At 67.2% G+C, this 25,695-nt stretch carries 28 protein-coding genes and 2 tRNA genes; 20 read left to right on the forward strand and 10 right to left on the reverse strand.

The features are described 5' to 3' along the window. Positions 1 to 70 precede the first annotated feature (70 nt). Both J0F76_RS14970 and J0F76_RS14975 read right to left on the reverse strand, forming a co-directional pair. The gene (locus J0F76_RS14970) at positions 71 to 1,780 is read right to left on the reverse strand and encodes a tyrosine-type recombinase/integrase (protein WP_207470680.1); all 1,710 of its coding nucleotides are present in this window, start codon (positions 1,778 to 1,780) and stop codon (positions 71 to 73) included. Between the two features lie 91 nt (positions 1,781 to 1,871). Further along, positions 1,872 to 1,946: transfer RNA gene (locus J0F76_RS14975), tRNA-Thr, on the reverse strand. Between the two features lie 133 nt (positions 1,947 to 2,079). On the opposite strand from J0F76_RS14975, the gene J0F76_RS14980 reads away from it, so the two are divergent. From J0F76_RS14980 to J0F76_RS15005, 6 genes are all read left to right on the forward strand, one after another. Further along, positions 2,080 to 2,244 carry a hypothetical protein gene (locus tag J0F76_RS14980; protein ID WP_207470682.1) on the forward strand — a complete coding sequence of 55 codons (165 nt, stop codon included), beginning with the start codon at positions 2,080 to 2,082 and terminating at the stop codon, positions 2,242 to 2,244. Next, positions 2,245 to 3,516, forward strand: coding sequence for a UDP-N-acetylglucosamine 1-carboxyvinyltransferase (gene murA, locus J0F76_RS14985; protein ID WP_207470685.1), 1,272 nt, complete (start codon positions 2,245 to 2,247; stop codon positions 3,514 to 3,516). It abuts the gene before it with no gap. 3 nt (positions 3,517 to 3,519) lie between these two features. Further along, positions 3,520 to 3,996, forward strand: a complete 477-nt coding sequence (locus tag J0F76_RS14990; protein WP_207470687.1) for a DUF2948 family protein — start codon at positions 3,520 to 3,522, stop codon at positions 3,994 to 3,996. Positions 3,997 to 4,088: 92 nt separating this feature from the next. Beyond that, a complete protein-coding gene (hisD, locus tag J0F76_RS14995; RefSeq protein ID WP_207470689.1) occupies positions 4,089 to 5,402 on the forward strand; it encodes a histidinol dehydrogenase in 1,314 nt (437 codons plus the stop codon). After that, positions 5,399 to 5,878 (forward strand): UPF0262 family protein, encoded by a 480-nt coding sequence (locus tag J0F76_RS15000; protein ID WP_207470692.1) that lies wholly within the window; start codon positions 5,399 to 5,401, stop codon positions 5,876 to 5,878. Before hisD ends, J0F76_RS15000 begins: the two co-directional genes overlap by 4 nt. Before the next feature lie 2 nt (positions 5,879 to 5,880). Next, entirely contained in the window at positions 5,881 to 6,345 is a 465-nt protein-coding gene (locus J0F76_RS15005; protein ID WP_207470694.1) for an arsenate-mycothiol transferase ArsC, read from the forward strand. A 78-nt stretch (positions 6,346 to 6,423) separates the two neighbouring features. On the opposite strand, the gene J0F76_RS15010 is transcribed toward J0F76_RS15005, so the two are convergent. Next, entirely contained in the window at positions 6,424 to 6,648 is a 225-nt protein-coding gene (locus J0F76_RS15010) for a DUF1127 domain-containing protein (protein WP_207470696.1), read from the reverse strand. A gap of 137 nt (positions 6,649 to 6,785) precedes the next feature. Here J0F76_RS15010 and J0F76_RS15015 point away from each other — a divergent pair, with 137 nt between their 5' ends. The 7 genes from J0F76_RS15015 to recR all read left to right on the forward strand — a co-directional run bounded on the left by J0F76_RS15015 (position 6,786) and on the right by recR (position 12,596). Further along, entirely contained in the window at positions 6,786 to 7,652 is an 867-nt protein-coding gene (locus J0F76_RS15015; protein ID WP_207470698.1) for a LysR family transcriptional regulator, read from the forward strand. A gap of 66 nt (positions 7,653 to 7,718) precedes the next feature. Further along, entirely contained in the window at positions 7,719 to 8,516 is a 798-nt protein-coding gene (gene trpA / locus J0F76_RS15020) for a tryptophan synthase subunit alpha (RefSeq protein ID WP_207470700.1), read from the forward strand. Next, positions 8,516 to 9,013 (forward strand): GNAT family N-acetyltransferase, encoded by a 498-nt coding sequence (locus tag J0F76_RS15025; protein ID WP_207470702.1) that lies wholly within the window; start codon positions 8,516 to 8,518, stop codon positions 9,011 to 9,013. The genes trpA and J0F76_RS15025 overlap by 1 nt, the downstream gene beginning before the upstream one ends. 61 nt (positions 9,014 to 9,074) lie before the next feature. Further along, a complete protein-coding gene (locus tag J0F76_RS15030; protein WP_207470704.1) occupies positions 9,075 to 9,806 on the forward strand; it encodes a molecular chaperone DjiA in 732 nt (243 codons plus the stop codon). 66 nt (positions 9,807 to 9,872) lie between these two features. Continuing rightward, positions 9,873 to 11,645, forward strand: coding sequence for a DNA polymerase III subunit gamma/tau (locus J0F76_RS15035; protein ID WP_207470705.1), 1,773 nt, complete (start codon positions 9,873 to 9,875; stop codon positions 11,643 to 11,645). Positions 11,646 to 11,648: 3 nt separating this feature from the next. Next, complete coding sequence (locus J0F76_RS15040; protein ID WP_207470706.1) at positions 11,649 to 11,993, forward strand: YbaB/EbfC family nucleoid-associated protein; 345 nt, start codon at positions 11,649 to 11,651, stop codon at positions 11,991 to 11,993. Positions 11,994 to 11,996: 3 nt separating this feature from the next. Further along, positions 11,997 to 12,596, forward strand: coding sequence for a recombination mediator RecR (gene recR, locus J0F76_RS15045; RefSeq protein WP_207470707.1), 600 nt, complete (start codon positions 11,997 to 11,999; stop codon positions 12,594 to 12,596). Positions 12,597 to 12,825: 229 nt separating this feature from the next. On the opposite strand, the gene J0F76_RS15050 is transcribed toward recR, so the two are convergent. Continuing rightward, positions 12,826 to 14,409 (reverse strand): lysine--tRNA ligase, encoded by a 1,584-nt coding sequence (locus tag J0F76_RS15050; protein ID WP_207470708.1) that lies wholly within the window; start codon positions 14,407 to 14,409, stop codon positions 12,826 to 12,828. Positions 14,410 to 14,503: 94 nt separating this feature from the next. Here J0F76_RS15050 and J0F76_RS15055 point away from each other — a divergent pair, with 94 nt between their 5' ends. Further along, positions 14,504 to 14,926 (forward strand): tellurite resistance TerB family protein, encoded by a 423-nt coding sequence (locus J0F76_RS15055; protein ID WP_207470709.1) that lies wholly within the window; start codon positions 14,504 to 14,506, stop codon positions 14,924 to 14,926. Between the two features lie 3 nt (positions 14,927 to 14,929). Here J0F76_RS15055 and J0F76_RS15060 read toward each other — a convergent pair whose 3' ends face one another. Genes J0F76_RS15060 through lgt form a run of 5 tightly spaced genes read right to left on the reverse strand, consistent with a single transcriptional unit; the run spans position 14,930 to position 19,568 of the window. Then, positions 14,930 to 16,291: a D-alanyl-D-alanine carboxypeptidase gene (locus J0F76_RS15060; RefSeq protein WP_207470711.1), complete on the reverse strand. Its 1,362-nt coding sequence runs from the start codon at positions 16,289 to 16,291 to the stop codon at positions 14,930 to 14,932. Continuing rightward, positions 16,288 to 16,878 (reverse strand): nicotinate-nucleotide adenylyltransferase, encoded by a 591-nt coding sequence (locus J0F76_RS15065; protein ID WP_207470728.1) that lies wholly within the window; start codon positions 16,876 to 16,878, stop codon positions 16,288 to 16,290. Before J0F76_RS15065 ends, J0F76_RS15060 begins: the two co-directional genes overlap by 4 nt. Beyond that, the gene (gene pgeF, locus J0F76_RS15070; protein ID WP_207470713.1) at positions 16,878 to 17,642 is read right to left on the reverse strand and encodes a peptidoglycan editing factor PgeF; all 765 of its coding nucleotides are present in this window, start codon (positions 17,640 to 17,642) and stop codon (positions 16,878 to 16,880) included. The genes J0F76_RS15065 and pgeF overlap by 1 nt, the downstream gene beginning before the upstream one ends. Continuing rightward, on the reverse strand, positions 17,626 to 18,684 hold the full coding sequence (locus J0F76_RS15075) for a class I SAM-dependent methyltransferase (protein ID WP_207470715.1): 1,059 nt from the start codon (positions 18,682 to 18,684) through the stop codon (positions 17,626 to 17,628). Before J0F76_RS15075 ends, pgeF begins: the two co-directional genes overlap by 17 nt. After that, entirely contained in the window at positions 18,681 to 19,568 is an 888-nt protein-coding gene (lgt, locus tag J0F76_RS15080; protein ID WP_207470717.1) for a prolipoprotein diacylglyceryl transferase, read from the reverse strand. The genes J0F76_RS15075 and lgt overlap by 4 nt, the downstream gene beginning before the upstream one ends. A gap of 161 nt (positions 19,569 to 19,729) precedes the next feature. Here lgt and J0F76_RS15085 point away from each other — a divergent pair, with 161 nt between their 5' ends. Further along, a complete protein-coding gene (locus J0F76_RS15085) occupies positions 19,730 to 19,978 on the forward strand; it encodes an accessory factor UbiK family protein (protein ID WP_207470719.1) in 249 nt (82 codons plus the stop codon). On the opposite strand, the gene J0F76_RS15090 is transcribed toward J0F76_RS15085, so the two are convergent. Then, positions 19,969 to 20,274 (reverse strand): DUF6476 family protein, encoded by a 306-nt coding sequence (locus tag J0F76_RS15090; RefSeq protein ID WP_207470722.1) that lies wholly within the window; start codon positions 20,272 to 20,274, stop codon positions 19,969 to 19,971. The two genes, J0F76_RS15085 and J0F76_RS15090, sit on opposite strands and share 10 nt — an antisense overlap. Here J0F76_RS15090 and J0F76_RS15095 point away from each other — a divergent pair. From J0F76_RS15095 to ade, 5 genes are all read left to right on the forward strand, one after another. Further along, a complete protein-coding gene (locus tag J0F76_RS15095; RefSeq protein ID WP_207470723.1) occupies positions 20,273 to 21,292 on the forward strand; it encodes an RluA family pseudouridine synthase in 1,020 nt (339 codons plus the stop codon). The two genes, J0F76_RS15090 and J0F76_RS15095, sit on opposite strands and share 2 nt — an antisense overlap. A 151-nt stretch (positions 21,293 to 21,443) precedes the next feature. Continuing rightward, complete coding sequence (gene rpoH, locus J0F76_RS15100) at positions 21,444 to 22,352, forward strand: RNA polymerase sigma factor RpoH (RefSeq protein ID WP_207470724.1); 909 nt, start codon at positions 21,444 to 21,446, stop codon at positions 22,350 to 22,352. 76 nt (positions 22,353 to 22,428) lie between these two features. After that, entirely contained in the window at positions 22,429 to 23,451 is a 1,023-nt protein-coding gene (locus J0F76_RS15105; protein ID WP_207470725.1) for a hypothetical protein, read from the forward strand. A 61-nt stretch (positions 23,452 to 23,512) separates the two neighbouring features. Then, positions 23,513 to 23,589 (forward strand) — tRNA-Arg (locus J0F76_RS15110). A gap of 69 nt (positions 23,590 to 23,658) precedes the next feature. After that, positions 23,659 to 25,356 (forward strand): adenine deaminase, encoded by a 1,698-nt coding sequence (gene ade, locus J0F76_RS15115; RefSeq protein ID WP_207470726.1) that lies wholly within the window; start codon positions 23,659 to 23,661, stop codon positions 25,354 to 25,356. Positions 25,357 to 25,695: the final 339 nt, after the last annotated feature.

Consider the following 25,695-nt stretch of genomic DNA (forward strand, 5'->3'; position numbering starts at 1 on the left):
GAAGCGTTTCGAGATGAACTGATAAGACTGGAGGCACCATGACAAACCCTGCCCTGCAGGACTGGTGCATTCAGAATGGAGCCTGCAGGGTTGAACCAAGCTCGTATTGGGGCAGAGCATCGATGACGCGGGCACGGGCAATCACCGACACATCGCCATAGTCATCCGACGCCGTCTTGCTGGCATGGCCTTGGATTGCGTCAACGATACGATCCGACAGGCCAAGTTCTCGGGCTTGCGTCTTGAAGCGATGTCGCCATCCGTGGGAAGGCTGGACACCCGCCGGAACCAGATTGGTCTCTTGAAGCCATTGCGACACGCGCCCGGCGGTTGCACGGGCTGCCGCTTGATACCGCGCCTGGGTCTTTGCTGCATGAAACAGCGGGCCAGACTTGGCTACGTTCACAAAGTCAATGAAGCCAAGGGCGATCACCTGCCGGTGCAGCGGCACGTCCCGGTAGCCGCCTGCCTTCACGCTGCCAGCCTCCGGTGTGACGCGGATCACCCACCTGTCGCCCTCTTGTCGCACGTCCTCTTTCCGAAGTTGCGCCATCTCGGCCACGCGCGCACCGGTGAAGGCGCAGAGGATCGGCAGCCATCGCTTCGCTGCCGTGATATGGGCGCTTTCCCGGTTGGCCGGATTGTCTGTTTGCTTAGGCTGGTAGCCGGTCGATGCTTTCAGAACCGCCACAGCTTCGGGCGTCGTGTAACCACGTTCACGGGCTCGCTGTTTCTTCGCCACGGGCTGCCTGACAGCCTCGGCCTCATTCGTCGGCAGCTTGTCGTTCTCGAAGGCCCAGCGCAGCATGGCGCGGACGCTGGCGAGATACTTGTCGGCAATCGTCTTGGTGGATTTGCCTTCCGCCACCAGCTTGTCGCGCCAGTCCAGCAGGTTGCGCTTCGTGATGCGCCGGGCGTCGGCATGCCCGAGAAACTTGCTCAGGTGCAGGATAGCGGTTTCCCAGGCCCCTGCCCCGTCCTTGTGCTTCCCCAGAGCCTGTCGGGCGGCAATGTAGTCCTTGAACAGCGTCTTGATTAGAACCGGGTCGGCGGGCACGTCAGGGTGCGAGGCTGCCGGTGCCTTCACTATGGGGTCGGACGGTTGACCGCCATAGTCGCCCCGGTCGCGCTCCAGCGTTCGCTCCAAGGCTTCAATGTCGGCCCGCATGATCTGACGGGCCAGCACCTTCCGTTCCGCCGATCCTGGCGGCGCGGTCAAGCTGTTTCGCGCCAGAAAGTCGTCTATCGCATCTTCGACAAGGTGGGTTCGGTCGGCAGTCAGATCGCGGCGCAGAGCGTCCAGCTTCACTTGCCGGGCGTTCTGGTCGAAGTCACGGGCACCGCGTTTCAGTTGCCAGTCGAGAGACTGACTTAAAACCTCAATCGGATGGATGGGGATACCATTCTGCTGGAACCGGCAGACAACTTCATCTTTCGCCGCCTCGATCTCGGCATCGGTAGGGTAAGCCGCCCGTGTAGCGTCGTCGCTCGCCAGCATAGACTGATAATGCGACCAGACCGCCCGGCCATAGTCCAAGGTCGTGATCGGGCTGCGCAGATCGTCCAGCCGGGCACCTGCGGCTTTGGTCCCTGCCGCGTCGATCTGGCGCTGCAGGGCCGCCACGGCAGCAGGCAGCGCCTTTATGGCCGCGCGACGCTCACCACCAAGCGGCACCACGAGTTCGGTCTTGCCGACGACCGCGCGCAGGTGCGCCGGAACCGCGACTCGGGCATAGAACCGCCCGCCCTTAACCTTCAAATTCTTGACCTGACCAGCCATCCGCAGACCTCATTCTGGCACCAACTCAGGCACCAAAAAAGGCACTAACCCTAGCAAATCAAGGGTTTTCTTTCATATCAAAGGGATGAGATGGTGCTGCGAGAGAGGATTGAACTCTCGACCTCACCCTTACCAAGGGTGTGCTCTACCACTGAGCTACCGCAGCGCCGTGAGGGGGCGTTTAGACAAAGCGGATCGCCCGCGCAAGGGGGATCGGCAGAAAAATCGCCAGCCGCCCGACCCGTCGTCAGCGCGGGCATCGCTGGACTGTTGCCGCGGCCGACGCTAACAGCTTTCGGATGAGCGACCGCCCGGACGACAAGAAGAAGCAGGACACGCGCGAGGAACGGCTTCGGGCCGCCCTGCGCGCGAACCTGCAGCGACGCAAGGCGCAGGCACGCGCACGCGCCGCGCAGGACGACACCGGGCAGCAGGACAGCGACACAGGCAAGGACGACGCTTAAATGGACCAGATCATCGTTCGCGGGAACGGCCCGCTTTCGGGGGAAATCCCCATTGCCGGGGCCAAGAACGCCTGCCTCACGCTGATGCCCGCGACGCTGCTGACCGACCAGCCGCTGACGCTGACCAACGCGCCGCGCTTGTCCGACATCCGCACCATGACCGCGCTGCTGCAAAGCCTGGGCGCCGAAGCCGCTGGCCTTCAGGACGGCCAGGTGCTGGCGCTGTCCAGCCACGACCTGACCAGCCACCGCGCCGATTACGACATCGTGCGCAAGATGCGCGCCTCGATCCTGGTGCTGGGGCCGATGCTGGCCCGCGACGGCCGGGCCGAGGTATCCCTGCCGGGCGGCTGCGCCATCGGCGCGCGGCCGGTGGACCTGCACCTCAAGGCGCTGGAGGCGATGGGCGCCGAACTGGACCTGCGTGATGGCTATGTCCATGCCAAGGCGCCCGCCGGCGGCCTGCGCGGTGCTGTTGTCGATTTCCCCCTGGTGTCCGTGGGCGCGACCGAGAACGCGCTGATGGCGGCGACCCTGGCCAAGAGCACGACCGTCCTGAACAATGCCGCCCGCGAGCCTGAAATCGTCGATCTGGCCCGCTGCCTGCGCGCCATGGGCGCCCAGATCGAGGGCGAGGGCACCTCCACCATCACCATCCAGGGCGTCGATGCCCTGCATGGCGCGACCCACCCCGTCGTCACCGACCGGATCGAGCTTGGCACCTACATGCTGGCGCCCGCGATCTGCGGGGGCGAGGTCGAATGCCTGGGCGGCCGGATCGAGTTGCTGTCGGCCTTCTGCGAGAAGCTGGACGAGGCCGGCATCCGGGTCGAGGAAACGCCGCGCGGGCTGAAGGTCAGCCGCAAGAACGGCGGCATCCGCGCCGTGAACGTCACGACCGAGCCCTTCCCCGGCTTTCCCACCGACTTGCAGGCGCAGTTCATGGCGCTGATGTGCGTGGCCGAGGGCACCAGCGTGCTGGAGGAGACGATCTTCGAGAACCGCTTCATGCACGCCCCGGAACTGACCCGCATGGGCGCCCGGATCGAGGTTCATGGCGGACATGCAACCGTGACCGGCGTTGACGGGTTGCGAGGGGCGCCGGTCATGGCGACCGACCTGCGCGCCTCGGTCAGCCTGATCCTGGCGGGGCTTGCGGCCGAAGGCCAGACTACCGTCAGTCGGGTCTACCACCTGGACCGGGGCTATGAGCATGTGGTCCGCAAGCTGCGCGGCGTCGGGGCCCATATCGAACGCGTGAAAGAGGAGTAAGCCATGTCCGCCGATGCCCGTTTTGCCGATGCCGATCCCGTCCCCCTGGCGCTGATGGCCGAAGACGACCAGGATCTGAGCATCCTGTCGGCGCTGCTTCAGGACGCCGTCCTGCCGGCATCGGAGATGTCCTATGATCACCGCGGGCGCTCTCTGGCGCTTCTTCTCAACCGCTTCCGGTGGGAAGACGCCGAACAGGCCGCGGCCGAGGGGCGTGAATACGAAAGGGTCCGCTCGGTCCTGCTGATCCGCGACGTTCAGCGCGTCCTGTCGGACGGGATCAGCCGCGACTCGGATACTGTGCTGGAGTTGCTGGCGATCGTCTGGCAGCCGGGCCCCGACGGCACCGGACGGCTGCTGCTGGAGTTCGCGGGCGACGGCACGCTGGCCGTCGAGGTGGAGTGCATCAACATCGACCTGCGCGACGTGACGCGGCCTTACCGCGCCGTGTCGGGCAAGGCGCCCGTACATCCCGAGTAGGAGGGTATTTGGACAACGAAGAAGCCGCTCTCTGCGGCGCTTGAGGCGGGCGGGGGTTACGGCTAACAAGACGTGATACCAAGGGAAAGATCATGCCGGTCACGTTGAACACATCCGAGCCCGACTTCGAGGCGCGCTTTGCCTCCATGCTGTCCGCGAAGCGCGAGGATTCGACCGATGTGAACGATGCCGTGGCAGCGATCATCGGCGACGTGCGAAAGCGGGGCGATGCGGCCCTGTGCGACCTGACCAGCCGCTTCGACCGGCTGGACCTGACGCCGGACCGGTTGCGCTTCTCGTCCGAGGAGATTGCCGCGCAGGTGGCGAAGGTCTCGGCCGAGGACCGCGCCGCCCTGGCGCTGGCTGCCGAACGCATCCGGGCCTATCACGCCCGCCAGATGCCGGACGATGCAAGCTGGACCGACCCCGAGGGCGCGACCCTGGGCTGGCGGTGGACGCCGGTTTCGGCGGCGGGGCTTTACGTTCCCGGCGGGCAGGCGGCCTATCCCTCGTCGGTGCTGATGAACGCGATCCCCGCGCGGGTGGCGGGGGTCGAACGGCTGGTGATCTGCGTGCCGACGCCGGGCGGTGTGATCAACCCGCTGGTCCTGCTGGCCGCGCAACTGTCGGGCGTCGACGAGGTCTATAGGATCGGCGGCGCGCAGGCCGTGGCAGCGATGGCCTACGGAACCGACACCATCGCGCCGGTGGACAAGATCACCGGGCCGGGCAACGCCTATGTCGCGGCGGCCAAGCGCCATGTCTTCGGCAAGGTGGGCATCGACATGATCGCCGGGCCTTCCGAGGTCCTGGTGATCGCCGAGGGCGACCAGCATCCCGATTGGCTGGCGCTGGATCTGCTGGCCCAGGCCGAGCACGACGCCGACGCGCAGTCGATCCTGATCACCACCGATCCCGCGCTTGGCCACGCCGTCGCGGGCGCCGTGGACCGCATCCTGCCCACCCTGCCCCGTGCCCGGATCGCAGGCGCAAGCTGGCGCGACTATGGCACCATCATCATCGCCCGCACCCTGGACGAGGCGGCAAGCCTGTCGAACCGCATCGCGCCCGAGCATCTGGAGCTGTGCGTGGACGACCCCGAGGCCCTGGCCGCGAAATGCGTCCATGCCGGCGCGATCTTCCTGGGTCCGCATACGCCCGAAGCCGTCGGCGACTACATCAGCGGCCCGAACCATGTCCTGCCCACGGCGCGGTCTGCGCGGTTCTCCTCGGGACTGTCGGTGCTGGATTTCCTCAAGCGCACCACGATGGCGCGGCTGACCCCCGGCGCGCTGAACGCCGTGGGCCATGCCGCCATGCGGCTGGCTGCCGCAGAGGGTCTGCAGGCGCACGGCGAATCCATCCGGGCCCGGCTGGAACTGCTGAACGAAAGGGCGCCGGAATGAGCCGGATCATCCAGATCGAGATCGACGATTCGCAGGCTCCTCCCGCCACGCCGGAAATGGAGCAGGAGCGCCGCGTCGCGATCTTCGACCTGATTGAGGACAACAGCTTCGCGGTTCCCGGCCGCGACGGACAACCCGCCCCCCGGGGGCCGTTCAGGCTGGACCTGTGCATCCGCGAACGCCGCCTGGTCTTCGACGTGGCGGGCGAAGGGGGCGACAAGGTGGCGGAATTCCACCTGTCGCTGGGGCCCTTTCGGCAGGTGACGAAGGACTACTTCCAGATCTGCCAAAGCTACTTCGACGCGGTCAAGCGCCTGCCCCCGGCCCAGATCGAGGCGATCGACATGGCCCGGCGCGGCATCCACAACGAAGGCGCGCGGACGCTGCAGGAGCGGCTGGAAGGCAAGGCCGAACTGGACATCGACACCGCCCGGCGCCTGTTCACCCTGATCTGCGCGCTGGTGCCGCAGGGCTGACGATGGCGCAGAACGCGATCCCCGCCTCGGTCCTGTTCTGTTGCGATCACAATGCCATTCGCTCGCCCATTGCCGAAGGGATGATGAAGAAGTTCTACGGCCGCGCCGCCTATGTGCAGTCGGCGGGGGTCAAGAACGACATGGAGGTGGACGGCTTCGCCATCGCCGTCTGCGACGAGATCGGCATCCGGATCGAGAACCACCGCAGCCGCAGCTTCGAGGAGATGAAGGACTGGGGCGACGACCTGGGCGGATTCGACCTGATCGTCGCGCTGTCGCCTGCCAGCCAGCGGCAGGCGCTGGAACTGACGCGGATCTTCCACCTGGATGTCGAATACTGGCCCATCATGGACCCCACCGGCCTGGCCGAGGGGCGCGAGGCCAAGCTGGCTGCCTATCGCCAGACCCGCGACCAGATCCGGGCGCGCATGATCGAGCGTTTCGGCCCTCCCACCGTCGATGGCTAGAGGCGGCTGGCGGAAGGAAAAAACCGCGCCAGCCCGAGGCGGGCGGCGCGGCAGTTTGGCAATCCTGATGGGGTAAGATCAGCGACGCCAGTTGTTGGGCACATCCCAGATGGGACGCGCGATCTCGTCCGCGACCTGTTCGCGGGTCAGCCCGATGTCGCGCAACTGGCTGTCGCCCAGATGCGCAAGGTCCTGGCGAGAGCGGCGGACGCTCAGCACGGTCAGGATACGCTTGGCCCAGGACGGGCGCGGAGAGAAGCCGTGCCCGGCAAGGACATGAAGCGAGGTCGTCTTGGTCGCCATCGTTCATCTCCGGTGATCTGACGCATCACCCTTTGTGATGCTTCATGGTGGTTCGATTTACCTTCTTGATGAATAAACCCTGACGATGTATTTTTGAAACGAATGTTTTTGATCCTATTCATCAGGGATGTTGAACGATGCGCAACCTGGATATCGGCACGCTGAGATCGCTGCAGGCGGTGGCAGAATATGGCGCCGTCACCCGCGCGGCCGAGGCGCTGAACATGAACCAGAGCGCCTTGTCCATGCAGATGAAGCGGCTGGAGGATCTGTTCGGAGAGGCGATGCTGCAAAAGCAGGGCCGCGGCGTCGTGCTGACCGATTTCGCCGAGGAACTGCTGATCGAGGCGCGCAAGCTGGTGGCGCTGAACGACGCCATCGTGTCGCGCTTTACCGGCCAGCGGCCCGAGGCGCGGCTGCGCGTGGGCCTGACCAGCGACTGGCTGTTCACCAAGGTCGCGCAGGCGGTGCGCGCCTTCCGCCAGGCCAATCCGCGCATCGAGCTGATCATCAACGACGGCCGCAGCAAGGATCTGCGCCAGCAGATGAAGCGCGGCGAACATGACGTGATCCTGACGACCGAGTTCGAGACGCCGCCGGGCGCGATCCATCTGGCCAAGGTCGATCTGGCCTGGTTCGGCGCTCTTGGCGGCACCGCCTGGACGCAGCGTCCGCTGCCCTTGGCGAACTCGCCCCATTGCGCCTACTACCCGGTCGGGCTGGCGGCGCTAGAGCGCGCGGGCATCGAATGGGTGCAGGCCGTGGCCGACGGCGGCAGCGACACCTGGCGGGTCAGCGCCGCCGCCGATCTGGGGCTGACGATCCTGCCGCGCGGGATTGCCCAGGCCGGCCTGGAGCCCGTGGACCACGGCGGCGCGCTGCCGCCCCTGCCGCCGACCTGGCTGAACGTCTATGTGGCCGACGGCCCGGCCCGGCGCGAGGCTGCCGAGTTCGCGGGCTATCTTCGACGCGCCGTCTGCGAAGTGGCCGCCATGGCGGCTTGATCCCCGCTGCTGATTGACAGCCCGCCCCCGGCGCTGCAAGGAAGCACCGGCAAAGCGGAGTGGCAGATGACCCGGATCGACGATACCTTTCAGCGCCTTCAGGCCCAGGGACGCAAGGCCTTCGTGACCTATATCATGGCCTCGGACCCCGATGACGCCACCACGCTGGAGATCATGCGCGGCCTGCCCGAGGCCGGGGTGGACATCATCGAACTGGGGATGCCCTTCACCGATCCCATGGCCGACGGGCCGACGATCCAGTCCGCAGGCCAGCGCGCGCTTGCCGCGGGCGGCAGCGTGACCCGGACGCTGGAGATCCTGCGGGCGTTCCGTGAAACCGACGACACCACGCCTGTCGTTCTGATGGGCTACTACAACCCCATCTACGCCCGCCCCGGCGGGGTGGACGCCTTCCTGGCCGAGGCCAAGGAGGCGGGCGTTGACGGCCTGATCGTCGTGGACCTGCCGCCGGAGGAGGACGAGGAGCTGTGCATCCCCGCCAGCCGCGCCGGGCTGAACTTCATCCGCCTGGCCACGCCGACGACCGATGACCGCCGCCTGCCCGCCGTGGTCAAGAACACCTCGGGCTTTGTCTACTATGTCAGCGTGACGGGCATCACCGGCGGACCCGCCGCGAACGCGGCCGAGGTCGCGCCCGAGGTCTCGCGCATCCGCGCCGCCGCCAAGCTGCCGGTCGTGGTGGGCTTCGGCATCTCGACCCCCGATGCGGCGGAACAGATCGCCGGCGTCGCGGACGGCTGCGTCGTGGGCAGCGCCATCGTCAAGAAGATCGGCGAAGGCCGTCCGGTGCCCGAGATCCTGGACTTCGTGCGCGATCTGGCCGCCGGGGCGCATCGGGGCTGATGGTCCGGCTGCGCGAGGCCACGGCGGACGACGTTCCCGCCGTCGCGGCGATCTGGAACCCGATCGTCCGCGACACCGTCATCACCTTCTGGCCCACCGAACGGACCGAGGCCGAGATCGCCGCCCTGGTCCGCGATCGGCAGGCCGGCGGCCATCCCTTCGTGGTGGCGGATGACGGGAATCGTATCCTGGGCTTTGCGACCTACAGCCAGTTCCGCCATGGCGGCGGTTATGCGCGCAGCATGGAACACACCATCTATCTGGCGCCGGATGCGCGCGGCGGCGGCATCGGGCGCCTGCTGCTTGCCGGGCTGGAGGATCACGCCCGCGACAGGGGGCATCGGCTGCTGATCGGCGGCATCACGTCCTCGAACGAAGGCTCGCTGCGGTTTCACGAACGCGCCGGCTATGCCGAATGGGGCCGCATCCCCTTTGCCGGCTGGAAATTCGGCAGCTTCCACGACCTCGTGCTGATGGGAAAGGATCTGGCGGCCTGAGGAGGCGGGGCGCGACACCCTGCCCCTACCCTTGGCCCGCGTTAGCGTTTAACCTGTGGCCATGGACACGCGCGCGACCGATACACCCTGCCCCAGCCTGCCGAAGCCCCGCAGCTTCTGGCAGCGCATCGGCGATCGGCTGGCGGCCTTTCTGGGCAGCGCCCGGTCCGCCGTCCCGCCCGAACGGTCCGTGGCCTTCACCATCGCCGTGATCGCCCTGGGTGCGAAGCTGGCGAAATCCGACGGCGCCGTGGCCCGGTCAGAGGTCGCGGCCTTTCGCCGCGTCTTCATCATCCCGCGCGCCGAGGAAAAGAACGCCGCCCGCGTCTTCGACCTGGCGCGGCAGGACGTGGCGGGTTTCGACGCCTGGGCCCGCCGCATCGCCGCGATGTTCCCTGCGGGCGATCCCGTCCTGGCCGACGTGATCGAGGGCTTGTGCATCATCGCCGTGGCCGATGGCGGGATGCACGAGAACGAGATCCTGTTCATCGACGAGGTCGGCCGCATCTTCGGCCTTCCCGCCGAACGCGTGGCCGCGATCCGCCTGCGCCACGACCGCCAGACCGGCTGCCCGCCCTGTGATGTCCTTGGCATCCCGCTTGACACCCCCATGCCCGAGGCGCGCAAGCGGTTCCGCGCCCTGATCCTGGAAGCGCATCCCGACCGCGCCATTGCTCGCGGCCTGCCGCCCGAGGCCGTGCGCCTGGCCGAGGCCCGGACCCGCCGCCTCAACGAGGCGTGGGAGAAGTTCCGCCAGATGCGCCGGGGCACCGTCCCCGAGCCCGCCGAATAGGCCACGGCCCTTGTCGCTGTGACCGCCAGCGACTAGGTTCGGCATGACCCTGTGACGGACCCCATGATGCCCCAAGACGCAGCACCTGCCTATCAGGTCCTGGCCAGAAAATACCGGCCCGAGACCTTTGCCGACCTGGTCGGCCAGGACGCGATGGTGCGCACCCTGAAGAACGCCTTTGCCGCCGACCGCATCGCGCAGGCCTTCATCATGACCGGCATCCGCGGCACCGGAAAGACCACCACCGCCCGCATCATCGCCAAGGGCATGAACTGCATCGGCCCCGACGGCCAGGGCGGCCCCACGACCGAGCCCTGCGGTGTGTGCGAGCATTGCGTGGCGATCAGCGAAGGCCGCCATGTCGATGTGCTGGAAATGGACGCGGCGTCCCGCACCGGCGTGAACGACATCCGCGAGATCATCGAAAGCGTGCACTACCGGGCGGCAAGCGCACGCTACAAGATCTACATCATCGACGAAGTCCACATGCTGTCCACCAGCGCCTTCAACGCGCTGCTGAAGACGCTTGAGGAACCGCCCCCGCATGTGAAGTTCATCTTCGCCACGACCGAAATCCGCAAGGTTCCCGTCACGGTCCTGTCCCGCTGCCAGCGTTTCGACCTGCGCCGGATCGAGCCCGAGGTGATGATCGCCCTGCTGCGCCGCATCGCCACGGCGGAAGGCGCGGGGATCACCGACGACGCGCTTGCGCTGATCACCCGTGCGGCCGAAGGATCGGCCCGCGACGCGACCAGCCTGCTGGACCAGGCGATCAGCCACGGCGCGGGCGAGACGTCCGCCGAACAGGTCCGCGCCATGCTGGGTCTGGCCGACCGGGGCCGCGTCATCGACCTGTTCGAGATGATCCTGCGCGGCGACGCCGCCAGCGCCCTCACGGAACTGCAATCGCAATATGCCGACGGCGCCGATCCGGTCGCCGTGCTGCGCGATCTGGCGGAAACGACGCACTGGATCTCGGTCGTGAAGATCACGCCGGATGCGGGCGACGACCCGACCATCGCGCCCGACGAACGGGTGCGCGGCAAGGACCTGGCCGACCGGCTGGCCATGCGCGTGCTGACGCGGCTGTGGCAGATGCTGCTCAAGGCGCTGGAGGAGGTCTCGGCCGCGCCGAACGCGATGATGGCGGCGGAAATGGCGATCATCCGCCTGACCCATGTGGCCGACCTGCCCGACCCCGAGGCCCTGATCCGCCGCATCCAGCAGGCACAGGCGGCAGGCGATTTCGCGCGCTCCGCTGCTCCGGCCGCCCCCGCGCAGGCACCGCGCGCCGCCCGTCCCGCTCCGGTCATTGCGCAACGGTCGGGCGCGGCGACGGCCCTGGCGGTCAGCCCGGATGCCTTCGCGGCCTGGCCCGACTTCGCCTCGGTGCTGGAATTGATCCGGCGCATGGGCGACATGCTGCTGCTGGTGCAGGTGGAAAACCACGTGGGCCTTGTCCGCTACAGTCCCGGCCGGATCGAGTTCGAGCCGAAGGGCAACGCCCCCCGCGATCTGGCGCAGAAGCTGGCGGAACGCCTGCGCGGCTGGACCGGCGGGCAACGCTGGGCCGTGACCGTCACGAACGAGGGCGGCGCTCCGACCATTGCCGAACAACTGGCGGCGGAACAGCGCGAACGGGAAGAACGCGCCCTGCAACTGCCCATCGTGCAGCAGATTCTGGCAGCCTTTCCCGGCGCGACGCTGAGGCGCGTGACCCGCGCCGCGCCCGAGGCGGAAGCCGTCGAGGCGGCCGAAGACGCGGTGAACCCGCACGAACTGACCCAGGGCCCCGTGGCCGAGGTCGAGGAATGGGACCCCTTCGAGGACGAGGAATAAGCGATGATCAAGGGTTTGGGCGGTTTTGGCGACATGGCCAAGATGATGAAGGCCGCCAAGGACATGCAGGACCGGATGCAGCAGATGCAGGCCGACCTGGAGACCATCACCGTGACCGGTGAATCCGGCGCGGGCCTGGTCAAGGCCACCGTGACCGCCAAGGGCGAACTGACCGCGCTGGAGATCGACCCGTCGATCTTCGTGCCGTCCGAGAAGGAGGTGGTCGAGGATCTGATCCTGGCCGCCATCAAGGACGCGCAGCGCCGGGCACAGAACAAGATGCAGTCGGAAATGGCGCGCATCACCCAGGACCTGGGCCTGCCCGCCGACATGAAGCTGCCGTTCTGACGCATGGCCGACGGCAACGACGACATCCAGGCCCTTGTCGGGCTGATGGCGCGGCTGCCGGGGCTTGGCCCCCGGTCGGCCCGCCGCATCGTCCTGCACCTGATCCGCAAGCGCAGCGGGCAGATGTCGCAGCTTGCCGGTCTGCTGGACCGGGTGGCCGTCAACTCGCGCGAATGCGTGACCTGCGGCAACATCACCGACCGCGACGAATGCGCGATCTGCGCCGATCCCGCCCGCGCGACGGGGGAAATCTGCGTGGTGCAGGACGTGGCCGATCTTTGGGCGATGGAGCGTGGCCGCGCCTTCGGCGGTCGCTACCATGTCCTGGGCGGCACCCTGTCGGCACTGGATGAAGTCGGGCCGGACGACTTGGGCATTCCGACCCTGATCGACCGGGTCGAACGCGAGAAGATCCGCGAGGTTATCCTGGCGCTGAACGCCACGGTGGATGGACAGACAACCGCGCATTATATCGCCGACGCCCTGGCCGACAGCGGCGCGACCGTGACCGGTCTGGCGCAGGGCGTGCCGATCGGCGGGGAACTGGACTACCTCGATGACGGCACGATCAGCGCGGCGCTGCGCGCGCGGCGGCGGTTGTAGAGCAAAGTCCGACTGGCGAAAGCCATCACCTTCGCCACGCATTGCATCGAAACCTGAACCGCCGGCCTAAAAGCCCGGCCGGCGCCCGCCCCCGGGTGGACGCTTCATGCCCCTCCTCGGGTCGGGCGCTAGCCTCTCGTTATCGTGGGCTGCACCGTCTCTAATGGCTCTCTCGTGCGGAGGGCGGGAGAAACACATGAGTCTCCTTTTCCCGCCCTCTCACCGACAGCTAGGCCTCGGCCAGTTCCCCTGCCAGCGCCCTCTCAATCAGGGCGCGCGTTTCGTCGATCCCATACAATGCGATGAACCCGCCGAAGCGCGGCCCCTGGTCGGCGCCCAGCAGTACCTGGTACAGCGCCGCGAACCAGTCGCGCAGGGGTTCGAACCCGTGGTCCTTGCCGATGGCGAAGACCATCGACTGCAGCGCCTCGGGGTCGGCGGGCTGGTCCCAGGCGGCGAGGCGCCCGGCCAGATCCTCCATGGCCCGGCGCTCGACCTCGGTGGGCGCGCGGAACTGGCGGGTGGGCGCCACGAAGTCGGTGAAGTAGCGCACGGCGAAACCGGCCGCCTGGTCCAGGCCCGGATGCGTCTCGGGGCTGGCCTCGGGCGCATAGCGGCGGATGAAGCCCCACAGGCCGTCCTTGTCCTTGGCCCCGGCAACCGAGGCCAGGTTCAGCAGCATCTGGAACGGCACCACCATGTCGCTGGCAGGCACGTCGCCGCCGTGGATATGCCAGACCGGGTTGGCAAGCTGCTGATCCACCGGCTGGTCGGGATAGGCGCGCAACTGCTGGTGATACTCATCGACGGCCTTCGGAATGACGTCGAAATACATCCGCTTGGCCGTCTTCGGCTTCTGGTACATGAAATAGGACAGGCTTTCGGTCGCCGCATAGGTCAGCCATTCGTCGATGGACAGCCCGTTGCCCTTGGACTTGCTGATCTTCTGCCCGTGCTGGTCCAGGAACAGCTCATAGGTGAAATGTTCCGGCGCCCGCCCGCCCAGGATCCGGCAGATGCCGTCATAGATCGGCGTGTTGGTGGAATGGTCCTTGCCGTACATCTCGAAGTCCACGTCCAGCGCGGCCCAGCGGGCGCCGAAATCGGGCTTCCATTGCAGCTTCACGTTGCCGCCCGTGACCGGCAGGGTCAGTTCGTGACCGTCCTCGTCATCGAAGGTGATGGTGCCGTTCTTCGCGTCCACATGCTTGATCGGGACGTACAGCACCTTTCCGGTCTTGGGGCTGATCGGCAGGAAGCAGGAATAGGTCTGCTGGCGTTCCTCGCGCAAGGATGCCAGCATCACCTCCATGATGGCGTCGTAACGCTCGGCCGCCAGCAACAGCGTGTCGTCGAACTGACCGGACTTGTAGAACTCGGTCGCGCTGATGAATTCGTATTCGAAACCGAAGGTGTCCAGGAAGCGGCGCAGCATGGCGTTGTTGTGGCCGCCGAAGCTGTCGTATTCGCCGAAGGGATCGGGCACCGTGGTCAGCGGCTCCTGCAGGTGCTGGCGCAGCATGTCCTGGTTCGGGACATTCTCGGGCACCTTGCGCATCCCGTCCATGTCGTCGGAAAAGCAGAACAGCCGCGTGGGAATGTCGCTGATGATCTGGAAGGCGCGGCGGATCATCGTGGTTCGCGCGACTTCTCCGAACGTCCCGATATGCGGCAGGCCCGAGGGGCCATAGCCCGTCTCGAACAGGACGTAGCCCTTTTCGGGGTCCTTCTTTTCATAGCGTTTCAGCACCCGGCGCGCCTCCTCGAACGGCCAGACCTTCGATTGCATTGCGGCGTCGCGCAGGGTGGTCATCGCGTCTCTCCTGTTCCAAGACCTTGACGCCTTATTGAAACCGGGCTGAATGGTCAATAATTTGCGCCGCATACCGCTTGCCAAAGGACGCGCCATGACCATCGAACTGCCCTCGTTCTCGCCCTGCGATGCCTTGGTGGCGGTGATGGTGGCCGTGTCCGCGTCGGACCAGACCTATCGCACTTCGGAACTGGTGGCGATCCAGCGCAGCGTCGATCATTACCCGGTCTTTGCCGAATACGACGACGACCGCATCCGCGCGATCAGCCAGACCGTGATCACCTTGTTCGAGGACGAGGACGGCATCGACGCCCTGTTCGGCCTTGTCCGCGACGCCCTGCCGGAAAAGCTGTTCGAGACCGCTTATGCGCTTGCCTGCGACGTGGGCGCGGCGGATGGGCGCCTGTACGAGGGCGAGGTCGCCATGCTGGCCGAGATCCGGCACCAGTTGAACATCCCCCGCCTGCACGCCGCAGCCATCGAGCTGTCGGCCCAGGTCCGCCACCGCGTCCTGTAGCCCTCAGGACCAGAGGTTCAGGATGTCGCGCTGAAGCTGCTTGGCCTCGCGCGTCCAGGTCACGACGCCCGAGGGCAGGTCCTGCCCTGCCGTCGCGGACTGGCGCTGCGCATCCGTCGCCAGGATCGCGAAGGCAGATCGCGTCCCGTCCGGGCGGTCAAGGTAGCCCGCAAGGTTCGACACGAAGTTCAGCGTGCCTGTCTTGGCATGGACCTGCGCGGCTTGCGCCGGATCGCGGCCCAGATCCTCGTCCAGCGGGTTCAGCTTCAGAAGATCTGGCAGGCCTGCCGCAAGCCCCGGTCCCGCCAGCAGGCGAGCCATGCCCTGTGCCGTGACGCGGCTGTCGGGCGACAGGCCGGAATGGTCGGCCAGCGTGAAACCCGTGCCCTGCCCCTGCGCCGCAAGCCAGGCCTGCATGGCTTGCGCCGAAGCCGCCAGATCGCCCGCGCCGCTGGCGTGGAGGCCGACCACCTCGGCCGTGAGGTTGGTCGAGAAATACAGCATCCCGCGCAGGATCTCGCCCAAGGGCGGGCTGGCATGGGTCGCGACCACCTCTCCTTGGGGCAAGGCGTCGATGGCCTCGGGCGCGGGCAGCGCCAGACCTTGCGCGCGGCAGAGGGTCTGGAAGACATCGCCGGCGTAAAGCTCGGGCCTGCGGACGGGAAGCCAGCGGCTGCCGGCGCTTTTCAGGGCCGCGCGCGATACGGTCCAGCTTTCGCGGTCTCCCTCGCCGCGATACGAGAACAGGTCCGGCTGGTCGCCGGGCGCGGCGGTGATCGTGTAGGCGCGGGGCGAATGATCCGCCGCCCGCGCCTCCAGCGAAATTTGCGCGCCGCCCTGCCGCCAGCCCAGATGAACGCGGTTGAAGTTCAGGATCATCCCCGACAGCGCGGGATTGTAGGCAAGATGGTCGGCCTGCGGGGGCGCAATCTCCTCCATGCGCGGCAGGGCGCCGCCCCAGACGGCGAAGCGCGCGGGCGCGGGCTGACCGGAGGCCGCAAGGTCTGCGGCCAGTCGCGCAAGGTCGTCCGTGGACAGCACCGGGTCCCCGCCCCCGGCAAGGATCAGCAGGTCGCCCGCGCGGATCACCTGCGTCCTGAAGGTCCGGCTGCCCCCCAGCCTGTCCAGCGCGTAAAGCGCCGTCACCGCCTTCAGCGTGCTTGCCGGCATCATCGGCGCGGCCGCCAGCGCGGCATCGGCCAGATCCGCGCCGTCCCGATCAAGCCGCGCATAGGCAACGACGCCGCGCAGCCTGCCGGTGGCGACAAGCGGGCCTGCGGTGAAGCGCGGCTTTTCCGGCGGGCGCCCCCAGGCCGCCGCAGGAAGCGCGGCCAGCCCCGCCAGCAGGCTGCGGCGGGCGATCATCGCCCGGCCCTCAGCGCGGTCGAGGACTGGCGCGACATGGGCAGGTTCACCAGCACCCAGGTGGGCGGCTGGCGCAGGGCCAGGGTGCCGGCCTCTGCCAAAGGCAGGCGCGCGCGTGCCATGGCCTGCGCGGCCTTGGACCGGCGTGCGGGCGTCTGCGATCCGGGGCGGGCGAGGACGCCGATCGGGACCGTGGCCGCGATGTCACGCCAACGGTCCCAGCGGTGGAACTGCACGAGGTTGTCGGACCCCATCAGCCAGACGAAGCGCACGCCGGGATAGATCCGCCTCAGGGCGGCGATGGTATCCGCCGTTTTCCGCGTGCCCAATCGCTGTTCGATGTCCGTCACCACGACGCGCGGGTCGGTCAGCATTCGCCGGGCATGGGCGATGCGTTGGGCCATGGGCGCCGGACCATGCGCCTTCAGCGGATTGCCGGGTGACACGAGCCACCAGACACGGTCCAGCCGGAACTGGCGCATCGCGGCCTCGGTGATGGTCACATGGCCCTCATGCGCGGGATCGAAGGACCCGCCCAGAAGACCGATCCGCATGTCCGGCAGCGCAAATGGAAGCCCGGTCCGAATCAAAGCGTGATCGCGGATATCAACCGGCCATAGTCGGCCTCGCCTTCATGCGTGGCGCGGCGATAGCTGAAGAACCTGGCGGGATCGGAATAGGTGCAATGACCGGACCACTCGGCCTCGACCCCGGCATCGCGAAGCCGCGTCAGGCCAAAGGACGGCAGGTCGAACATCGGCCGCCCGTTGGGACCGCCGCTGAAGAAGCGGTCGAAGGCGGGGTCCTCGGCCAGGAAGCTGTCCATGAAGTCGTGCCCGACCTCGTAGGCGCGCTGGCTGATGGTGGGGCCGATCACCGCCGTGATCCGCGTCGCGCCAAGCGCGCGCATGGCACCGACGGTTGCCTCGATGATGCCGTCCAGGGCACCGCGCCAGCCGGCGTGGCAGGCGCCGATCACCCCGGTTTCCGCGTCCGCCAGCAGGATCGGCTGGCAATCCGCGGTCAGCACCGCAAGGGCCACGCCGCGCCGGGCGGTGACGATGCCGTCCGCCTCTGTGTTCGCCACGGTGGGAATGTCGTCCCCATCGCGCAAGGTGATCACATCGGCGGAATGAACCTGCTTCACCGTTGCCAGGGCGTCGGCGGGCACGCCCATGGCGGTAGCGACACGGGCGCGGTTCAGGGCCACCATCTCGGTCTGGTCGGTGGACCGCCGCCCGCAGTTCAGGCCCGAAAACAGCCCCGAGGACGCGCCGCCCTTGCGGGTGAAGAACCCGTGCTTGACGCCGCGAAGATTGGGATGGGTCAGGATCTCAAGCGTGGTCTGCATGAAGCCTCAGCGCGTCAAATCCGGGCACCGGGGGCGCCCCTTGGGGCCAGATGGCCATGGCCTTGAACAGGTGACCCATTTCGTCGGGGTGGGTCAAGCGCCGAAGCGCCGCCATCGCGCCCGTGTCCCCCGATGCCGCCAGCCGTTCGGCCCGCTCTGCGGCGCCCAGCGACAGCAGCCAGTCGCCCTGGTAAATGGGCCTTGAGGCGACGGCCCCGGCGCGGATCGCCGCTGCGGTCAGGGGCGCGAAATCGACATGGGCGGTCAGGTCGGCCTCTCCGGGATGGGCCAACGGGTCCTCGGGGGCATGGTTGCGCAGCGCCTGGAAGGTGTCGCCATAGCCATTCCAGCCGCCGTAGTCGACGAAGATCGCGGCCCCGCCATGCGAGGCGATACGGTGGGCGATGCTTTCGACGATGGCGGGCGCGGCAGGACATTCCTCGACCACGTCGCCCGGCTGCCCTTCGCGAGGCAGTTGGACCACGGGACCGAGGCCAAGGCGCAGGCCCTTGTCCGACAGCCCGACCATGCGCTCGCACCAGCCTTCCCCGGTGCGCTGATATTGCCGGATCGGCAAGGCATCGAAGAACTCGTTCGCCATCAGGAACAAGGGTTTGTCCGGCATTTCCTCGACATGGTCGAGATGCGTGACCGTTCCCAGACGATCCCGTTGCACCTGTCTCAGATACGGCGATGCCTCGATCAGCACGACCCGGGCCACCTCGGCCATGCCCGGAGCCTTGCGGATCGCGCGCAGCATGTCGGCCATCAGCGTGCCGCGCCCTGGCCCCGGCTCGGCCAAGATAAAGGGGGCCGGGCGCCCTTGGTCCATCCAGGCCTGCGCAAGGGCCAAGCCGCAAAGCTCTCCGAACATCTGGTGGATTTCGGGGGCGGTGGTGAAATCGCCCTTGGCCCCGAAGGGATCGCGTGTGGCGTAATAGCCATGGCGCGGGTGCAGCAGGCAGATCTCCATGTAATCCGCCAGCGTGATCGGCCCCGTGGCCCGGATGCGCCCAGCGATGATGGCGGCCAGCGGGGTCATGCGGGGGCGGCCACCGCCGGGCGGCGACTGGCCCGCAGGATGAAGAACAGTCCGATCAGCGCCATGGGCAGCGACAGAAGCTGGCCCATGGTCAGGCCGACGATCGGCCCGCCCACGACATGGCCCAGGGGGTTGTCGGGGGTGATGAACTGCGCATCCGCCACGCGGAAAAGCTCGACAAACATGCGCGCCAAGCCATAGCCGGCAAGGAACATGCCGAAGGCCAGGCCCGGACGGCGCAACCCGCCCGCGCGGACCAGAGCCAGCAGGATCAGGCCCAGAAGCAGGCCCTCAAGCCCGGCTTCGTAAAGCTGGCTGGGGTGACGGGCGCAGGGGCCGACCACGCCGGGGCAGGCCTGCGCGGCCTCGCCCGGAAAGATGACGCCCCAAGGCAGGTCGGTCGGACGGCCCCACAATTCGGCATTGATGAAGTTGGCGACTCGGCCGAAGAACAGCCCGATGGGGGCCACGACAGCCATAGCATCGGCCAGCCGCAGCGCCGGGATGCCGTTCGCGCGGCAGAACAGCCATGTGGCGACGATCACGCCGGCGAAACCGCCATGGAAGCTCATCCCGCCCTGCCAGACCTTGATGATCTCGGCCGGGTTGGCGAGGTAATAGCCCGGTTCGTAGAACAGCACAAAGCCAAGGCGGCCGCCCAGGATGACCCCCAGGATCACCCAGGTCAGCAGGTCGTCCACCCGATCGCCGGCCATGGGCGCCCGGTCGCCCCAAATCGTGTCGCGGCGCATCATGGCGACGATCAGGCGCCAGCCGATCAGCAACCCGGCCAGGTAGGCCAGCGCATACCAGCGCAGGGACAGCGTCAGCCCGCCCAGGTTGATGGTGAAAATCTCGGGCGCGATATTCGGAAACGGGATCATGGGGCCTCGGGTCTTCTGCGCGGCGCACGCTAGTCAGCGGGGGCGCCGTGTCAACACGCGGGTCAGGCGCCGAACCGTGCGGCCGCGGTATCGGCCGCATTGAACCCAGACGCGCCCCGGCCCATATAGGGATGCAAGCACGCATCAGGGGCGAAGGCCAAATGACCACGCAAAACAAGTTCTTTGACGACATCTCGAAGCTGATGACCAATGCCATGGGCGTGGCCCACGGCGCCAGGGCCGAGGCCGAGACCGCCATGAAGGGCTGGATCGACCGCTGGCTGGCTGATCGCGACTTCGTGACCCGCGAAGAGTTCGAGGCCGTGCGCGAGATGGCCATCAAGGCCCGGACCGAGAACGCCGAACTGAAGGCGCGCCTTGATGCGCTTGCGGCGGGCCGTCAGGGCTGAAGCCGATCCCTCAGCGCGCCGGAACGGTCGTAAAGCAGCACCTCGCCCGCGTCGGTCACGACCACGACCCAGTCGCGGGCAAAGGTGATCGCCTGAGGCCGGGCATTGTCGGGCAACGTGATCGTGTCGGGCAGCTCCGGCAGAAGCGGTTGACCCAGCCGGATCCAAAGCAGCGCCACGATGGTGACCATGCCAAGGCCCATCACAAGCGCAAGCCCTGTCACCAGCCAGCGCAGCAGCCGCAATTCAGGCACCGCTTTCGCCGCCGTTTTCCAGTCGCTATCATCCTTGTCCATGCCCAACCTTGTTGTCACCATCCCGGCCAATCCGCCCGACCGGCTTGATAAGGCGCTTGCCCTGGCGGTGCCAGAGGCGGCGGCCCTGTCGCGGTCGCGCTTGTCGCAGCTGATCGCCGATGGTGCCGTCAGCGGCCCCGGCGGCGTGATCCGCAACGGCAAGGCGCGGGTGGCCGAGGGCGAGGATTACCGCATCGCGATCCCCGAGCCGGAGGCCGTCGAGACCCGGCCCGAGGTCATTCCCCTGGTCATCGCCCACGAGGACGACGACCTGATCGTCATCGACAAGCCCGCCGGCATGGTTGTCCACCCTGCCCCCGGATCGCCCAGCGGCACCCTGGTCAATGCGCTTCTGGCCCATTGCGGCGAGACATTGTCGGGGATTGGCGGCGAAAAGCGCCCCGGCATCGTCCACCGGATCGACAAGGACACCTCGGGCCTGCTGGTCGTCGCCAAGTCCGACCGCGCCCATCACGGCCTTGCCGCCCAGTTCGAGGCGCATACGGCGCAGCGCCGCTACCTTGCGCTGGCCCACGGCGTGATCGACGGTGCCGATCCGCGCCTGCGCGGCACCCCCGGCGTCAGCTTCGAGGACGGGGCGGTGCTGAAGATCACCTCGCGCCTTGCGCGCCACGCGACCGACCGGCAGCGGCAGGCGGTCTATTTCGACAAGGGCCGCCATGCGGTCACGCGGGCGCGGATGCTGGAAAGCTTCGGAGCGCCGCCGGTTGCCATGCTGGTCGAATGCCGGCTGGAAACCGGACGGACGCACCAGATCCGCGTCCACATGGCCCATGCCGGGTTGGGCCTGATCGGCGACCCGGTCTATGGCGGGGCGCGCCGTGCCTCGGTCAAGGCGCTGGGACCTGCGGCCGAAGCGGTCGCCCGGTTTCCCCGGCAGGCGCTGCACGCGGCCCATCTGGGCTTCGACCATCCGGTGACAGGGCAGGCCCTTGTCTTCGACAGCCCGCTGCCCGCGGACATGCAGGCGCTGCTGCAGACGCTGCGGCACACATGACAGGATCGTGAAGCCACTCTGGATGGCCCGTTCACGATTTCCAGACAGAATGGCACCAAATCCCTGCCCGGGGTTGCCTCCACCCCGCTCGAATCACCGGAACCGTGCCCATCCAGGCGGCGTTCCGGAATATCTGCGAAAGGCCAGAACCATGGCAAGCTACGGAAACCTTCCCGCCCCCAGTCCCGAACAGGGCCTGAACCGCTATCTGCAAGAGATCCGGAAGTTCCCCCTGCTGGAGCCGGAGGAGGAATACATGCTGGCCAAGGCCTGGGCCGACCACCAGGACAGCGAAGCCGCGCACAAGCTGGTCACGTCCCACCTGCGCCTGGCCGCCAAGATCGCCATGGGCTATCGCGGCTATGGCCTGCCACAGGCTGAAGTGATCTCGGAAGCGAACGTGGGCCTGATGCAGGCGGTCAAGCGGTTCGACCCGGAAAAGGGCTTCCGGCTTGCGACCTACGCGATGTGGTGGATTCGCGCCTCGATCCAGGAATACATCCTGCGGTCCTGGTCGCTGGTGAAGATGGGCACGACAAGCGCGCAGAAGAAGCTGTTCTTCAACCTGCGCAAGGCCAAGTCCAAGATCGGCGCACTTGAGGAAGGCGACCTGCGCCCGGAAAACGTCGCCCAGATCGCCAATGACCTGAACGTGACCGAGCAGGAGGTGATCGAGATGAACCGCCGCCTGTCGGGCGGCGATGCATCCCTGAACGCGACTGTCGGCTCGGCCGAAGGCGAATCATCCTCGCAATGGCAGGACTGGCTGGAGGACGAGGACGCCAACCAGGCCGAGGCTTTCGCGGAAACCGAGGAACTGGATACCCGTCGCCGGATGCTGATGGAGGCGATGGACGTCCTGAACGACCGGGAAAAGGACATCCTGATCGAGCGCCGGCTGCGCGACGATCCCCTGACGCTGGAAGATCTGTCCGCGCGCTATGACGTGTCGCGCGAACGCATCCGCCAGATCGAGGTGCGGGCCTTCGAAAAGCTTCAGGACCGCATGAGGGTGCTGGCGCGCGACAAGGGGATGCGGGTGCCCGAAGGCGTGGCCTGATCTTGTTGCCAAGGGCGCCGATTGACCTGCCATTGCTGCGCGCTATGGTCGGCTGAACCATGGCAGACCGGACCCGATGACCGCGCTTACGGAATTTCAACGCCTCGAAGCCCAGGGGTCGTGGCGCGCCGCGCCGGACGCGTCCCTGCGCGAGGTCATTGTCTCCGTCGGCGATGCCACGCTGGTGCTGTCGGACCCGAAGAACGACCGTCCCCTGTCGCACTGGTCCCTTCCCGCGGTGGTGCAACTGAACCCCGGCACCGTTCCTGCGATCTATGCCCCCAGCATCGAGGGGTCGGACGAGACCGTCGAGATCGACGACCCGCTGATGATCCAGGCGATCTCTCGGGTGCAGGGGGCGATCGCCGTCCATCGCTCGCATACCGGTCGCCTGCGGAGCATTCTTCTGGTGCTGGGCATCCTGGGCATTCTGGGGTTTCTGGTCTTCTGGCTGCCGGGCGCGCTGGTTGCCCATGCGGCGCGCATCGCTCCGCCGGCTCAGGCGCGCGACATCGGCTTTGCCATCCTCGCCGATCTGGAACGCACGGCAGGCGCCGTGTGCAATCGCGCCTCGGGTCAGGCTGTGCTGGACCATCTGACGCCGCAACTGCTGGACGCCAACGCCATCATCCGTGTTGTTCCGGGCCCTCTGGGCGGCGCGCGCCGCCTGCCCGGCGGACTTTACGTCATCGGCAGCGATCTGCTGCAAACCGCGCCCGGCCCCGAGGCTGCCGCCGCGCATCTGGTGGCTGCCCGGCTTGCGACCGAGGATGACGGCCTTCGCGCCGCCGCGATTTCCCATGCCGGGTTTCTGGCGTCATTGCGGCTGATGACGCTGGGCCACCTGCCCCCCGACGCGATGGCGGGCTTCGGCGCGACGATGCTGCAACAGGCCGCCCCGCGCCCAGGCGATGCCAAGCTCCTGTCCGCGCTGGAGGAACGCCGCATTCCTGCCGAGCCCTATGCCCGTTCGATCGACCCGACCGGCCAGACGGTGCAGCCGCTGATCGAAGGCGATCCCTTCCGCGGCGCGCCCCCTGCGCGGCCGCTGCTGACAGACGAACAATGGCTGGCCTTGCAGCAGATCTGCGCAGGCTGACCGCCGCTTGGTCGTTTTCGCCGTTGCACCCTGTCACGGCTGCGGTTATTCACGACCTCAGGCACCCGTAGCTCAGCTGGATAGAGCGCTGCCCTCCGAAGGCAGAGGCCAGGGGTTCGAATCCCTTCGGGTGCACCATTTCTCATGAACCTCTGGACGTTGAGCCTTTCGTCGGGTCTTGTGCCCTGATCGGATGGAGGCAGCGGCATGGACGATCTTGAACGGCGTATTGCGCAGGCGCGGGGCGACGAACCCGCCGATCTGGTGCTGCGGGGCGGACAGGTCTTCGACCTGATCACCGGAGCAATGATCGCGGGCGACGTGGCCATCGGCGGCGACCGCATCGTCGGCGTGGGCGAGGATTACAAGGCCCGCCGTGTCATCGACGTGACCGGCCTGACGCTGGTGCCGGGCTTCATCGACACGCATCTGCACGTCGAAAGCAGCCTGGTCACGCCATTCGAATTCGACCGCTGCGTGACGCCGCGCGGCGTCACCACGGCCATCTGCGACCCCCACGAAATTGCCAACGTCATCGGGCTGGAAGGTATCCGCTGGTTCCAGCAGGCCAGTGAGCGGATGCTGATGGACCTTCGCGTGCAGCTATCCTCATGCGTGCCCTCGACCGAGATGGAGACGTCGGGCGCCCGAATCGCGGCCGAGGATTTGCGCAAGGTAATGGGCCATCCCTCGGCCATCGGACTGGCCGAATTCATGAACTATCCCGGCGTGATCCATCGCGATCCCAACGCCATGGCCAAGCTGCGGCTGTTCGCCGGCGGTCATGTCGACGGCCACTGCCCGCAGCTTTCCGGTCGCGACCTGTCGGCCTATGTCGCGGCCGGCATCCGCACCGAGCATGAGGCAACCACGGCCGGGGAAGCGCTGGAAAAGCTGCGCAAGGGGATGCGCGTCCTGATCCGCGAGGGCTCGGTCAGCAAGGATCTGGCCGCGCTGCAGCCGGTCCTGACCGACGTGACGGCGCCCTACATGTGCCTTTGCACCGATGATCGCAACCCGTTGGACATCGCGGAACACGGCCATCTGGACCACATGATCCGCGAGTTGATCCGTCGCGGCAGCCCGGTGCTGGCAGTCTATCGCGCGGCCTCGCTGTCCGCTGCCGAGGCCTTCGGGCTCAAGGACCGCGGGCTGATCGCGCCGGGCCTGCGTGCCGACATCGTCGCCTTGGACGACCTGGAAAGCTGCCGCGCCCAGCTGGTGATATGCGGAGGCCGGGTGGCTGACGACACGGCCTTCGCGACCCGAGGCGAGCTGGCGGCGATCGGTCGCCACTCGGTCAAGGCGCCACCCATCACAAGGCAGGACTTCCGCCACACCGGCAATCGCAGCGAAACCCCAGTGATCGGGATCATCGAAGGCAAGATCATCACCGCCCACCTGACCCGGAACGTCGTGCCGCAGGACGGGGACAAGCGGCCCGACCCCTCGCGCGACCTGGCCCGCATCGCGGTCATCGAACGACACGGCAAGAATGGCAACATCGCCACCGGCTTCGTCGAGGGGTTCGGCATGAAGAGCGGCGCCATCGCCTCGACCGTTTGCCACGACCACCACAACATCGCCGTGGTCGGGATCGATTATGACGACATGACCCTCGCCGCGAACCGCCTGTCGCAGATCGAGGGTGGCTTCGTCGTTGCAGAAGGCGGCCGGATCCTGGCCGAACTGCCCTTGCCAGTCGCGGGCCTCATGAGCCTGGACCCGTTCGAAGCCGTCCGCGACCGCCTGATCCTGCTGCGCGACGCGGCCAAGAACCTTGGCGTCGCGTTGGAGGAGCCGTTCCTTCAGCTGGCCTTCGTGGCCCTGCCCGTTATTCCTGCCCTGAAGATCACCGATCATGGCATGGTGGATGTCACCAGGTTCGAAATCCTTTCCGTGTGACGGTTCTTGAAGAATGTCGCCCTGGGGGAGTGAACCCCTCAGGCTGGACCACATCGCACCATCCGAACTAAGAGCGCCTAACAAAACCGCTACTCATGCGTTGAGAGGCCATGAGCAAGCCCTTTGTATCCGATGATCTGTGGGTAGCCCTTGCGCCGCTTCTGCCAGGGGAGCGGCCGAAGCCAAAGGGTGGCCACCCTCGATGCGATGACCAGTTGGCCTTGGCCGGCAGCATCATTGTGCTCCGCCCGGCGTTGATGATGTGACCGCCCCCCGACGGCATCTGATGTGCCAAGGTGGGTCTGCAACGATCCACAAGGGGAGCGGTCATGTCGGAGA

The sequence above is a fragment of the Paracoccus fontiphilus genome (assembly GCF_017356265.1).
GTDB classification, from domain to species: domain Bacteria; phylum Pseudomonadota; class Alphaproteobacteria; order Rhodobacterales; family Rhodobacteraceae; genus Paracoccus; species Paracoccus fontiphilus.